This window comes from Altibacter sp. HG106, from assembly GCF_028561755.1.
Classification (GTDB): domain Bacteria; phylum Bacteroidota; class Bacteroidia; order Flavobacteriales; family Flavobacteriaceae; genus DFVG01.
In genome coordinates this window covers 350,924-364,006 of the sequence record NZ_JAQQTD010000004.1, presented here as the reverse complement: position 1 = coordinate 364,006, position 13,083 = coordinate 350,924, and the positions used below count along the sequence as shown (strand labels likewise).

Sequence of the window (13,083 nt, the reverse complement as noted above, 5' to 3'; positions counted from 1 at the left end):
TATCTATGGAAAAAACACGCTGCGCCTGGTGTGGGGACGACCCCTTATATGTTTCGTATCACGATACCGAATGGGGCGTGCCGATTCGAGATGACAACACCCTTTTTGAGTTTTTACTTTTAGAAACTTTTCAGGCGGGTCTCAGTTGGATCACCGTTTTACGCAAACGCGAGCACTTTAGAGCGGCTTTTGATCAGTTTGACTATCACACAATTGCGCTCTATTCCGAAGAAAAAATTCAAGAACTGTTGCAAAACCCTAACATTATTCGGAACCAATTAAAAATTAGGGCTACGGTCACCAACGCACAGGCCTTCCTAAAGGTACAGCAAGAATTTGGAAGTTTTAGCGCGTATATCTGGGGGTTTACGAACGATAATGTCATTCAAAACTCCTTTACCACCTTATCAGAAGTTCCCGCCCAAACCGTCGTGAGTGTTGCCATCAGTAAGGATCTCAAGAAACGAGGCTTTAAATTTGTGGGACCAACCGTGGTATATGCACACATGCAGGCAACTGGCATGGTCAACGACCATGTTACCGATTGTTTCAGACATAAGGAAGTACAACAGTTATGATGCAATATAGATACATCGCGCTCTTTATCATGGTCTCTGGTATTCTTACAGGACAGGTAAAACAAGAATATGAAAAGCGTATTTCGAAGGAAGAAATGCCGAACGAAGCCATCTCTGTTGCGAACCCGTTTTTACAGCAAGCCCGCCGAATTCGCTATTATTATGAAGTCGACGGGGCTTCGGAAAGCTTTGAAATCAAATTCAAAAAAGAAGGGTATCACGTCAGTGCCGAATTCTCAAAAGAAGGGCGTTTGGAAGATATTGAAGTACGTTGGAAGTTTCGTTCGCTGCCGGAAGCGACAAAGAAAGCCATTGAAGCCTACTTAACCGCCGAAACCGATCGATGGCGCATCGAAAAAGTACAACGGCAGTACGTTTCGGAAGGGAACCCTGTTGAGAAATTTAAGGAGGCCTTGCGCCGTTCGGAAGCCAGTGTTTTTAATTATGAATGTATTGTCACCACTAAAAAAGAGGGAATTGTAACACGATATGAGATGCTTTTTGCGAAGGATGGCAGTTGGTTACAGTCTAGAAAAATTTTGAGACGCTCTTATGATTTTATCCTTTTTTAAGCTGCGCTCACTACTGTTGATATTGCTGTTACCTTTGGCAAGTTATGCACAAACGGCAGGTCTTTCGGAAACAGAGGTTGCCTTCAACACCAAGCTCAACCAGCGGTTTGGTCTGAATGTAAATGCCGGATATCGCCTAGCGATGACGTCAGACCTTACTGAATCATGGAGTGCCATGAGTAGGCATCTGCAAGCAGGTGCCAATATTTCCTATAGCGTGGGCTTTTACGGAAAACTGGGAGGTGGCGTCATGTATCGGTGGAATGAGGTGTTCGATGCGTCTGAAGAAAATGAACTTCGATTGAATCAATATTACAGCTGGGCAAAATATCGCAATAGTTTTCGGTGGGTACAACGCCTTCGTATCGACGAGCGCATTCAACCTACTCGAACTCGATTTCGTTTTCGGTATCGATTGTCATTAGATGTTCCGTTGCAGGGCTTATCGCTGGACACGAAGGAATTTTATATTCTAGCTTCTACAGAAAGCTTAGTAACTGTTTCAACGCCATCCCACCCCGAGTGGGACCAACGACTTACAATAGGACTAGGAAATCAATGGCTCGATGCCATGAAAATTCAATTGGAAGCAGAATATCGTTGGGAAGACTATGAACAGAATACAGACCGACGTTTATTTTTGAGACTTTCTTGTATCTACAGTCTTTAGTTTTGCTCTCGAAACGCCACGAGATACTTGTTGTTTTTCAACGGTAATTGGAGCGCCTTCAAGGTTTGTCGATAGCGGTGCGCGGCTGTTTTGGTGGGTGGCTCCACTTCAAACCAGGTTTCGAAATAACGTTTGGCTTTCAGATAGTCGTTTCTGAAGTAATAGCCATTAGCTAATCGGCGATAGATGGTTACGTCGCCATATCCATCCTCCACATATTTTTCATACACCGCCACCACGTCTATGTCGGTATTCACATCTATTGTAGACGTCTCTTGAGCTACCGCGGGAAATACGCTACACACAGGCAGCGCCCCCAGAAGGGATACATAAGATTTCATAATTTGGGGTTTCAAATTATGACCTCAAGATGTACTTTATTTTGCTGAAAAACAAATTTTTACGCCCATCTGCTTTATTTTTTAACAGATGAACGAAATTATTTACAGTTTGATCACTTTTTTAGTGATGGTTCCGAAGTCTCCTGAAAAGGTCACAAATAAAGTCCCTTTCCAGCTATCCTGCAGTTCAATGCGCAAAGCACCATTGGCGGATTCCAGCGGGTAAGCCGCCAGCTCCTGACCCAAAATATTCGAAATACGAACCGACACCGGCCCCTCTATCTGATTCAGTTCAAAATTAACAGCGCCTCTTGTAGGGTTAGGATAGGCCCCAGAGATGTGTTGTGCGGCCCAATCGTTCGCAGAGAAGCTCTCCACATTCATTCGCCAATAGCCTTCTGGAGCCACCAGGGGCCGATTAATGGTTTTCCCGGAATTTGCTTCCGCATGAATATAGTATTCTATATCCCCTGAAGTGCTTGGCACGGTAAAGTCTACCGCCCATAGATCTCCGGAATCAAGTGCCATTGGCACTTCGGTATAATCGGTTTGTCCAACTTCTCTCCAAAACATGGAGGCTGCCGCAATTCCAGATTCGTGCTTTATGGTAGCGGCAACAGGAACAGTACTTCCTTCATTGGCTTCGTCAATTTTTTGATGTACTATCCAAAGCGGCTCCTCTACTCCAATGGTATGCGTTATACAGTGAATTGCCCCAAACAAAGAAATGAGGTTTTCACCCGGGTTGTCCACATCAATCCCAACAATATTGTATCCCGGAAGCATTTCTTCCCACTGGGCTAAGGCCGGATCATCTACTTCGGGCCGATAGGTAGGTACTAAAACCGACTTATTAATAAAAATAGCATTGGTAAAGGTACGATAGTGCCCACCGGTATCTGGGTAGTTCCCAGAAGTGCTAGGAGGCGCGGGTATCCATTTTACGTCATAGGGAGTTCCGAAGGGAGAAACAAAATTATCCAAAACATAATTAATATTCGCTTCAATTTGCGGTCCGTCTGCCACACCCTCAGGATATTCGCTTACCAAGAGCGTTTCCTCATCCAATAACTTCATATGCATATCGATATGGTGAATGGCGTCAAAGGGTAATGTAGGCATCTTGATATAGCTCTCAATTCCCATATAGTCTTCCATAATGGCGTCGATCTCAGCTTCCGATTTTGGGGTTACCCCGTACGGATTCCCCGGCTCGTTTTCATCCAAAATTAATTCGGAAGCAAAGGCATTTCCCAAGCCATCACTCATAAAGTTTCCACCAGTGTTTACGAGATCATTCGTTCCCGAATTCGTGATGTAAATGGGAAGCCCTAATAGGGAAGCATGAGACGCAGGCATCACATCATCGTTGGGTCGCGGACGGTTATAAATCCAATCTACCAAGGCGCGTTCTCCCACATCGTCACTGTAGATGGTATTCCCTGCGTAATCGCGAATCCAGATACTATCCCAGTTTTCGTCCATGAAGGTCACATTGGTCAGATCGATACCATTCGACTGAAGGTAATTCTGAACCGATGTTTCGTTTTGGGTGGTGATAATCACTTGACATTCCTGAACACCTACCGCCACAATCTGACGTAGGATATTTTCAAAATTTGGTTCCCAGGTAATCACTAAGTATTCTACTTCTTCCCATTCGGCCATGGTTCGAACGGGACCCGTAGGGGGTGCCGTGCGTTGCGCATCCCTAAACTGAAAATCTTTCAGAAGGCCTTTTTCCGTTTCCGTGAGACCTTTTGGGAGGACATCGTTGGTCTGCGAATAGGTGGTTCCATAAATTAGACCCACACATAGCAACAACAGGATAGTGTAATATCGTTTCATAGTAATTCCGTGATTTGATTCAAGCAGCACGAAGATACGATTTTTGAAGCACTTTTTCCAGCGATACACTATTCCAAAAATTGTAGAAACTCGGTTCTGGGAATCTCTCGCGCACCCAAACTTGACAGATGTTGGGTATACACCTGGCAGTCGATAAAATGATATTCCATGGCTTCAAGGCGTCCTACCCAGTAATGTAAGGCGATTTTACTGGCGTCACTTACTTTTGAGAACATGCTCTCACCACAAAAGATGCGGGATTCAGGTAAGTCGATTCCGTACAATCCGCCCACCAGTTGCTCTCCGTCCCAAACTTCCACAGAAACAGCATGCCCTTGCTGGTGTAGCTGTACATACGCCTTTTTCATTTCAGACGTGATCCAAGTACCGCTTTGTCCGGTTCGTGAAATATTCGCGCACTGTGATATTACGCTTTCAAAGGCTTGGTTTACGGTGCATCGGAACGGATGGGTGCGCAACCGTTTCCGGAAAGATTTTGAAATTTTAAATTCCTTCGGAATTAAGATCATTCGTGGATCCGGACTCCACCACAAGGGAGGTTGCCCGGCTTCATACCACGGAAAAATCCCACTGCGATACGCCAATAGCAAACGAGCCGCGGACAGATCTCCGCCGAACGCTAACCATCCATCTTCCGAAGCCTCCTCCACCGGAGGGAACCATAGTTTCTCACCTAATGGTATCATCTTGAGTGGGTTTCTTTGTTAAAAAAAGCGTTTCTATTGGTTAAATGAAGAAAAATTCTGAAATTTATACTGTTTTTGACATCCCTAAATTTGTTCATCATTGTTTTTTGAGTTTGTCAAAAATGACCTAATCCACAAAGCTAACCTCGTTGTCATCAACGAGGTTTTTTTATTACCAAATCAATAATCCGATGATAAAAATACTTCCACCCAAAAGCATGATCAGCAAGGTGTAGGGTAAAATTTCTTTGGCTTTTAAGCGCGTAATTCCCAACAAAGGTAAAGCCCAAAACGGCTGTAACATATTCGTTAATTGATCGCCGTAAGCCAACGCCATGATCGCCTTGGGGAGTGGTACGCCTAACTGTTGGGCCGAGTCTATTACAATTGGGCCTTGCACTGCCCATTGCCCGCCGCCGCTAGGCACGAAAATATTTACCAAACCTGCGCTAAAGAAAGTGACAATAGGCAGGGTGATTGGCGTGGCGATAGAGACAAAAAATTCTGAGACCATAACAACCATTCCGCTGTCCTTCATGATGCCCATAATGCCAAAGTACAGCGGAAATTGTATTAAGATTCCCGAAGCCCCTTTAATAGCTTCTTCCAAGGCGGTTAAAAAACGTGCTACCGACCCGTGCAGGATCAAGGCCAGACCTAACATAAAGAAGTTTAACATATTGGGAGTTATGGCTAAGGCCTGTAGATCGTTCCAGTACTGATAAGCAAAGGTTACCAGAAGTAATACACCGATACCTATACCAAAAAGACGCGAACGATCGTAGAAGGTACTCGAAATATCGGCATCACTAGCGCCAGCTCCTTCATACGTAGGCAGTGTAATAGGAGTTGCCGGAAGTCGCCTTCCCAAAACATATAACATAAGTGGTACCGCAATTAACACCACCGAAAAGATGAGCAGATTGGAAGTGCTAAAAACAGTTTCCGCATAGGTGATTTGAGACGGGAGGGAATTCGCTGTACTCCTGCCTATTCCTTGCATGAGGCTCGCTAAATGTCCTGATTCTGCCACTTTCGACGGTGCCGAACCGCTAATTCCGCCGTGCCAGATCATAAAACCCCCATAGCCCGCTGCTCCCACCAAGGGATAATTTATAGGAAATCCGTTCTTCTGGGCTGATTCAGCAATCTTTCTCGCGAGAATAGCCCCGAATATGAGTCCGAGTCCCCAATTAAAAAACGCCACTAACATGGTGGTAACGCTTACCAAGACTACAGCGGTGCCTGTGTTTCGCACCCCTGTTGTAATTTTTTCAATTAGTTGGTTCATCGGCGCACTCAACACAAGGATATGTCCTAGCACCAGGATAAGGATCATTTGATAGGCAAAGACAAGCAAGGCATTGTTCCAAATTCCTTGCTCCCAATACGATAAGATGGTCAAAAGATGCGCGTCGGTTCCGGGTGCTTCGGTAAAGAGCAACGCCAATATAATGGTTATTACCGTTAGCAATAAGGCAATAGCGAAAGGAGAAGGCATAAACCTACTAAAAAATGCTTCGATACCTCGCGTGAGCTTCATGTCGTAAAAATATAAAAAGCCCGCCCAAGTAAGGACAGGCTTTTAAATTCTATGGGGTTTCCATTAGAAAGGCAAGTCGTCGTGGTCGTCTTCGTTTAAGTCGTTTACAGGCTCAAAAGCATCTGCCGGTGGTACTGGAGGCATGTTAGAACCTCCACCTGCTTCCAGGTTTTCGATGCGCCAGCCTTGAATAGAGTTGAAATATTTCGTTTCGCCCTGGGGATTGACCCATTCTCTACCGCGCAAATTAATACTGATCTTTACCTGCTGCCCCACTTGAAAATTATTGAGCAGATCGGTTTTGTCCTGCACAAATTCGATCATCAAATGTTGTGGATATTGTTCTTCGGTAGTAACGACCACTTCCCGCTTACGGAATCCGTTGGATCCGTAGGTTTTGGTTTCGTCAATCATTTTAATCTTTCCTTGTACTTCCATCGTTCTATTATTTTATTCTGAATGATTCGTTTTCATTGCTGCCATGAGCAGTAACCATGCTTCCGACACCTTTCCGTCTCCTAACAATCGCTGCGCCTCTTCATGTACTTCTTTATTCGTTCCGGAGGTGATCAGGTACTGATAGCTTTCCGAAGCGGTTTCTTTAAAAGTGGAGATAGCCTGCGCTGCCGGCAACGCTTCTACATTCCCTAACATTCCAAGATCATTTCCGGTAAGGTACGCACTGGTGCGTATGGTCTCGGGCAAGGCATCGACACCAATTCCCAAGGTAGATAGGGGTTTGGGCACTTCGAACATGCCTTCTTTCGCTCTGGAATACCAATTTCCTCCCATACGGGCGACGGTATCTATTTTCTGGGGATCAATCCCTCCTGCGTCATCTAAGATAGCCTCCTTAACATGCAGGCGCACCACTTCAGCCAAAATCAGGTTTCCTGCTCCTCCATCAGTCCCCGTTGCGATCACTTCGGTCACTTTACATTCAAACTGCACCGGCGCTTCGGCAACCCGCGGCGGAGCAACCACTTCCGAGGGAGCTTCCGTAAAACCCGCTTTGATAAATTCGTTGACTCCCTGTGGATATTCGGTAGAAGAAAGAGACATCTGCTGCACCATGGCATAGCTTACGATATTTATAACCACTTCTTTGGTGGTCAAAACATTTTCTAAGGTATGCTTGGTGGTATTGTCTCGCACCCTTCTGGCTGGGGAAAAAATCATGATCGGCGGGTTCGACCCAAATACATTGAAAAAGCTGTAAGGAGCCAGATTCACCCGACCCGATGCGTCTACCGTACTGGCAAAACAAATAGGGCGTGGAGCCACCGCACCTAAAAGGTAGCCGTGTAATTGTTTGGTAGAAATTTCTTTGGGATCAACCGATAACATAGTGGGCAAAGGTATTGAATGCAATTAGTTTCTAAAAATTTGGCAAGGCAATAATATTAACATATTTGCTTTATATTTAACACCCTCGCAATACTACCTTTGACGGTACAAGCGGTACGAGAAATTCTTCTTTATGTATAGCAAGACAGCCTTTATTCGTTGGTTCTTCATTTTTGCTTCCCTCTGTATCATTAGTTTGATTTTATGGAATACCTATGCTTTCTTTAACCAGCTAAAGGATAATGAACGTAATAAGATGAAAATTTGGGCTTTTGCTCAAGAAGAACTTCAGAAGAGTTTGGTAGATGAGGCGAGTTTAGACAACACCAGTGAAATGGTACTGCCAATCCTTCAGAGCAACACCACCACGCCGATGATCCTCTACAGTCATAAGGAAGATCTATACGATTCCAGAAACTTGGATGAACAGGGAGTTTCCGAAGAGAGGCTGCGAGCCTTCCGAGAAAAAATGGCGCAACAATTCTCTCGGGAATATCAACCTATTGAAATTCGATTTCGGGATGATTTGTTGCAGACCATCTACTACGGAAACTCTCCTATTATCAACAAGCTCAAGTACTATCCGGCCGCTTTAATTGTTATCATCCTACTCTTCTTTTTGGCGATCTACCTATTCTATCGCACCTCTAAATCTTCAGAACAAAATCAATTATGGGCCGGAATGGCCAAGGAGACGGCGCATCAAATTGGTACGCCACTTTCGTCTCTGGTAGGGTGGAATGAATTGCTGAAGGCTGAACAGGTGAATCCTGAGTATACCATGGAGATAGAAAAGGATATCGACCGCTTACAAACAATTACCGAGCGGTTTTCTAAAATAGGCTCTGTACCTACCTTAACGCGTCGCGATATTGTCGCTGAAACGGCATCTGCGTATAGTTACCTAAAGAATAGAAGCTCGAAATTGATTGAATTTTCGCTGAAGGTTCCAGACCATCCCGTTCCGGTTGACCTCAACCAGCAATTGTACGCCTGGACCATCGAGAATTTGGTCAAGAACGGTATCGATGCTATGCGGGGCAAGGGAAAGATTACCATCGAAATTCTTCCGAAGGGAAAAAATGTGCATGTTCAAATAAGCGATACGGGAAAAGGAATTCCGAGAAGAAATCAGAAACGTGTCTTTAAACCCGGCTTCACAACGAAAAAGCGCGGATGGGGTCTGGGGCTCTCTCTGGCAAAACGGATTATTAGAGAATACCACAATGGAAAAATTCACGTTTTAAAAAGCACGAAAGGCGTTGGAACCACTATGGAGATCATTTTAAAGCAACAAGCGAACACATGAGGCCTGAAATGCTACATAAAGCGCCCCTCAATAATCATTGTCCGGAATGTTATTCAAAAGAAGGGTTGGAATTGATTTTTACGCAAGAAACCATTTCCCAGAATTGGCTCAGCAAGCGATATGGGCCGGTAGCCGCTACGCTGTATTGCCATACGTGTAACAACGAGATTTATCCGGTATCCTGGGATGATGCGATTGAACGTGCGTATGAGTATCAACAAAAGCGCGTTCATCCGCAAAAAGAGGGCCTACAATTTACGGCTTGGGCATATCTTCTGGTGCTATTTGGCATAGCCGCGATAGGCGTTGTAGTATACGTTCTTTTACCCTTGTAAATATTGTTTGATCGTGGCGGCCAGGTCTGTGAATTCCTCTTCGGTCATCGTTATTTTGTGCTGAAAGGTCATGTCTTTCATTTCATTGATCGGAATAAGATGTACGTGAACATGCGGAACTTCTAAGCCCACGACGCTCATCCCAATCCGTTTACACTCCACTGCTTTTTCCAACGCCTTTGCCACACGACGTGAGAATTGCATCAATTGCAAATACATATGTTCTCCAAGATCAAATAGTTTATCTACTTCTTCTTTAGGAACACACAGGGTATGTCCTTTTGCATTGGGATTGATGTCTAAGAAGGCGATAAAATTTTCATCTTCGAGTATCTTATAACTCGGAATTTCGCCTTCGATGATTTTGGTAAAAACAGTTGCCATACTTTTAAGAGTTGCCTCGGCTAATATCGAGAATTTCAAATTGAACCGTTCCATTGGGAACCTTGATTTCGGCGACATCACCTACCTTTTTTCCCAGCAATCCTTTTCCGATGGGAGAATCGACCGATATTTTTCCACTCTTTAGATCGGCTTCACTTTGCGCGACCAGTTTATAGTTCATTTCCGCTCCATTCGCCTTATTCTTAATCTTTACATTAGAATGCACCAATACTTTAGAGGTGTCTAATTGTGATTCATCTATTAATCGTGCGTTGGCCAGGGTTTCTTCCAGCTTTGAAATGCGCATTTCTAGCAAGCCCTGTGCTTCTTTGGCGGCATCGTATTCGGCATTTTCACTTAAATCGCCTTTGTCTCTGGCTTCCGCAATAGCCTGAGAGGCCTTGGGACGCTCTACATCTTTCAACTGATTGAGCTCAGCGCGCAATTTTTTTAATCCTTCTGCAGTGTAATAAGATACGTTACTCATAACTTCATCGTTTAATATAAACACAAAAAATCCCATACGCGACGGGATTTTGTTAAACAAAGATACGAAAAAATAAGAATCTGGAAATAATTGTACCTTCACACCCTAAAAAATTTGCTATTCATGAAACGGTTATTTTACCTTCTCATCGCCCTGCTCATCTTGGTTTCCTGTAAAGGAGATGATGATGGGTTGCAGGATAATAATCCGAACCTCACCAATCCGGTGATCAATTTGAACTTAAACTTAAATCTACCCGAGTACAGTCCGCTGAACTTCCCTGGAAGCAGTGTGGTGGTTACCCAACAAGGTATTCGCGGTGTTGTTGTTTACTGCGTCAACACCAATATGTACACGGCATTTGAATTGAGCGATCCCAACCACCCACCCAGTTCCTGCTCGCGCATGAACGTTTCGGGAGTCGTCGCTACCTGTCCTTGTGAAGGAGACGACAATAGCTATGATTTATTGACGGGCCAGCATCAAACCGACCCGTCGTCTAACTATCCTATGCAACCATATCGTGTACAACGAGCCGGTGACAATGTGGTGATCACCAACTAAAAACGTGCCGTCACCCCCAAGAGAAAATTGATGGTAGCCGCAGGATAAAAACCGGCACCTTCGATGGTGGTCACCGTGCCCGGGTTGCTAAAATCATCGTCGAATGTAAAGAAATACCCGTTGGGCACGTATTCCACGTTAAACAAATTGTTGACCAACCCAGTGAAGGTAATTGATTCCATAAATCCGAGATCCCGAAGAGTATAATTTATATTAAAATCATTTACAAAATAGCTTTCCAGTAGGGACGTCTCACTATCAATATTACCCAAATATTGTTCTCCCACATACTTCGATAACAACGCCAGTTGCAGATTTTCTAGCGGTAAATACTGAATGATATTCCCGGCGACAATTTCAGGAGAATACGAAATATTAGTGTTTCCCAAATTGACCAATTCTCCATCGATAGAAGCTACAAAATCGACGTTTTTGTTGGTGCTTACCGCAATGTTGGGCATGACCGAAAGATTTTCCGTAATGGGTAATTGGGCATCTATTTCAATCCCGAAGCGATAACTCTTTCCACTGGTGGCACGGATGGGGGCACCCACGTCATCAATGGCTCCCGTAAGCACGAGTTGATTCTGGTAATTCATGTAATAGATGTTGGTATTGACACGTGTATTTTTGTTATTAAAACGCCATCCTAATTCGAAGTCATCGAGGGTTTCCGCCGTAAAGATATCCTGCTCAAAATCGCTTCTTCTCGGTTCTCGATTTGCTCTTCCGTAAGAAAGATACAACTGATGCTGCTCGTTCCAACGATAGGTGGCACCCGCTTTCGGATTAAAGAAAGTGTAGGTTTGATTTTCGTTCAGTTCGATGAGATCTGAGGTAGTTCCTGTGGTTTCGTAATCTACAAAGCGACCTTGTAGGTCTCCAAAAACACTCCATTGATCATTGATACGCCATGTTGCCTTGGCAAAAGCAGTGAACTCGCTTTTATCGCCCGTACCAAAATAATAGCGATCTCCAAATTCGCTGTCGCTAGCAAATCGCGCCCAAATCACCTCACCATAATGATCGCCGGCGTAGTCACTAAAAAAGAGACCTCCAGAGATATCAACGCTATTATCGGTATAGTTCACATTGGCATTAACCGCGTAGAAGTTATTCGCGAGCCAGCGTCTGCGAATGAGATCGGTCGTATTGATTTCTTCTCCTTCAATTACAATAGGCTCAAATCCGTAGGTTGCGAAGTCCTCGTCTTCTCGGTATTGCTCGAAATAACCCCGACCGTAGGTATAATTAAGAGAAACATTGCTACTCCAACGATTGTTGAAGCGCTGGTTCCAGATCAATTGGTAGTGATCTTGCGCGTAATTGTCGACTTCGTTTCCGTAAAAACGAATGTTGCCATCGGCATCGGTGTATAAGCCGGCGGGGTTAAAAGTACGATCGTTGGCTAAGGTTTCTGCATCTATTCCGAAGTAGGCCTGATAGGTTTCTTCCCGCCCTCCGAATGTCAGAAATTTTAATAAGGTGTTATTTTCGGCATAACTGGCTTGAAGAAAATAACTGCTTAGATCGGATGAAGCCCTGTCGATATAACCGTCACTTTGAATATTAGATAATCGCCCCGAAACTTCAAAACGATCCTTTAACAAACCGGTACTGAACTGTACATTGTGTTTTCTAGTGTTGAAAGACCCGTACGAATGGGAGGTTTCGGCATAGGCTTCTTCGGAAATCTCATCAGTCAACAAATTGATGCTGGCACCAAATGCACCCGACCCGTTGGTAGATGTTCCCACACCGCGTTGCAATTGCAAATTTTGAATGGAGGAAGCAAAATCGGGCAGGTTCACCCAAAAGGTACCTTGACTTTCGGCATCGTTGTACGGTATTCCATTTAAGGTTACGTTGACGCGCGATGCATCACTCCCTCGAACGCGAATGTAGGTATACCCTACGCCTGCTCCGGCATCACTCGAAGTGGTTACGGACGGCAAATAGTTGAGCAGAATGGGAATGTCCTGTCCTAAATTGCGTTGATCAATTTCTTCTGCGGAAAGATTAGAGTGGGTTACGGGCGAGTCGGCATCCACGCGCACGTGTTTTAGCAACACCGCTTCCAGGGTTTCAATTTCGGTGGAATCGGTGGCTTGTTCGGTGTCTTGCGCCCATAAGACGCTGCTACTCAGCACCAGGCCGAGGGTAATAAATAACGTTTTCATTCGTACATAAATATTACGAATAAAAGGGGCCATTATTCTATGGTTACTACTTGATTCTATGAAATTACGCGATGTAATTTCAGTCTCCCTAAACAGCATTACCTGTTCTAGGTTCTACGGGTATAATCTCAGCTTTTCCTTTTGGAAATAGCACCCCTTTGAGATGTTCGGCAAAAGTAAGCAAGGTTTTTTTGATAGCCATAGCCTACGCCAAAAAA

The 13,083-nt window shown here is 44.4% G+C and carries 15 protein-coding genes; 6 read left to right on the top strand and 9 right to left on the bottom strand.

The window, feature by feature from the left end:
* The first annotated feature begins 5 nt into the window (after positions 1–5).
* From PO830_RS08950 to PO830_RS08940, 3 genes are read left to right on the top strand one after another with little or no spacing between them, the layout of a single operon-like run.
* Positions 6–578 carry a DNA-3-methyladenine glycosylase I gene (locus tag PO830_RS08950; RefSeq protein WP_272853205.1) on the top strand — a complete coding sequence of 191 codons (573 nt, stop codon included), beginning with the start codon at positions 6–8 and terminating at the stop codon, positions 576–578.
* A complete protein-coding gene (locus PO830_RS08945; protein ID WP_272853204.1) occupies positions 575–1,150 on the top strand; it encodes a hypothetical protein in 576 nt (191 codons plus the stop codon). Before PO830_RS08950 ends, PO830_RS08945 begins: the two co-directional genes overlap by 4 nt.
* On the top strand, positions 1,131–1,820 hold the full coding sequence (locus PO830_RS08940; protein ID WP_272853203.1) for a DUF2490 domain-containing protein: 690 nt from the start codon (positions 1,131–1,133) through the stop codon (positions 1,818–1,820). The genes PO830_RS08945 and PO830_RS08940 overlap by 20 nt, the downstream gene beginning before the upstream one ends.
* Here PO830_RS08940 and PO830_RS08935 read toward each other — a convergent pair.
* From PO830_RS08935 to PO830_RS08910, 6 genes are all read right to left on the bottom strand, one after another.
* A complete protein-coding gene (locus tag PO830_RS08935) occupies positions 1,817–2,161 on the bottom strand; it encodes a hypothetical protein (protein ID WP_272853202.1) in 345 nt (114 codons plus the stop codon). The two genes, PO830_RS08940 and PO830_RS08935, sit on opposite strands and share 4 nt — an antisense overlap.
* A 102-nt stretch (positions 2,162–2,263) precedes the next feature.
* Positions 2,264–4,009, bottom strand: a complete 1,746-nt coding sequence (locus PO830_RS08930; RefSeq protein ID WP_272853201.1) for an agmatine deiminase family protein — start codon at positions 4,007–4,009, stop codon at positions 2,264–2,266.
* A 68-nt stretch (positions 4,010–4,077) separates the two neighbouring features.
* Positions 4,078–4,716, bottom strand: a complete 639-nt coding sequence (aat, locus tag PO830_RS08925; RefSeq protein WP_272853200.1) for a leucyl/phenylalanyl-tRNA--protein transferase — start codon at positions 4,714–4,716, stop codon at positions 4,078–4,080.
* Between the two features lie 172 nt (positions 4,717–4,888).
* The gene (locus PO830_RS08920) at positions 4,889–6,259 is read right to left on the bottom strand and encodes a short-chain fatty acid transporter (protein ID WP_272853199.1); all 1,371 of its coding nucleotides are present in this window, start codon (positions 6,257–6,259) and stop codon (positions 4,889–4,891) included.
* A 63-nt stretch (positions 6,260–6,322) separates the two neighbouring features.
* Positions 6,323–6,697 (bottom strand): DUF3127 domain-containing protein, encoded by a 375-nt coding sequence (locus PO830_RS08915; protein ID WP_272853198.1) that lies wholly within the window; start codon positions 6,695–6,697, stop codon positions 6,323–6,325.
* Between the two features lie 12 nt (positions 6,698–6,709).
* Complete coding sequence (locus PO830_RS08910; RefSeq protein ID WP_272853197.1) at positions 6,710–7,606, bottom strand: flavin reductase family protein; 897 nt, start codon at positions 7,604–7,606, stop codon at positions 6,710–6,712.
* 133 nt (positions 7,607–7,739) lie between these two features.
* On the opposite strand from PO830_RS08910, the gene PO830_RS08905 reads away from it, so the two are divergent.
* Positions 7,740–8,915 (top strand): sensor histidine kinase, encoded by a 1,176-nt coding sequence (locus PO830_RS08905; RefSeq protein ID WP_272853196.1) that lies wholly within the window; start codon positions 7,740–7,742, stop codon positions 8,913–8,915.
* Positions 8,912–9,250 (top strand): hypothetical protein, encoded by a 339-nt coding sequence (locus PO830_RS08900; protein ID WP_272853195.1) that lies wholly within the window; start codon positions 8,912–8,914, stop codon positions 9,248–9,250. Before PO830_RS08905 ends, PO830_RS08900 begins: the two co-directional genes overlap by 4 nt.
* Here the strand turns inward: PO830_RS08900 and PO830_RS08895 are convergent.
* Complete coding sequence (locus PO830_RS08895; protein ID WP_272853194.1) at positions 9,239–9,634, bottom strand: HIT family protein; 396 nt, start codon at positions 9,632–9,634, stop codon at positions 9,239–9,241. The genes PO830_RS08900 and PO830_RS08895 overlap by 12 nt on opposite strands.
* Positions 9,635–9,638: 4 nt before the next feature.
* Entirely contained in the window at positions 9,639–10,121 is a 483-nt protein-coding gene (gene greA / locus PO830_RS08890) for a transcription elongation factor GreA (protein ID WP_272853193.1), read from the bottom strand.
* Between the two features lie 123 nt (positions 10,122–10,244).
* Here greA and PO830_RS08885 point away from each other — a divergent pair, with 123 nt between their 5' ends.
* Positions 10,245–10,685 (top strand): hypothetical protein, encoded by a 441-nt coding sequence (locus PO830_RS08885; RefSeq protein ID WP_272853192.1) that lies wholly within the window; start codon positions 10,245–10,247, stop codon positions 10,683–10,685.
* Here the strand turns inward: PO830_RS08885 and PO830_RS08880 are convergent.
* Complete coding sequence (locus PO830_RS08880; RefSeq protein WP_272853191.1) at positions 10,682–12,865, bottom strand: TonB-dependent receptor; 2,184 nt, start codon at positions 12,863–12,865, stop codon at positions 10,682–10,684. The genes PO830_RS08885 and PO830_RS08880 overlap by 4 nt on opposite strands.
* Positions 12,866–13,083 lie beyond the last annotated feature (218 nt).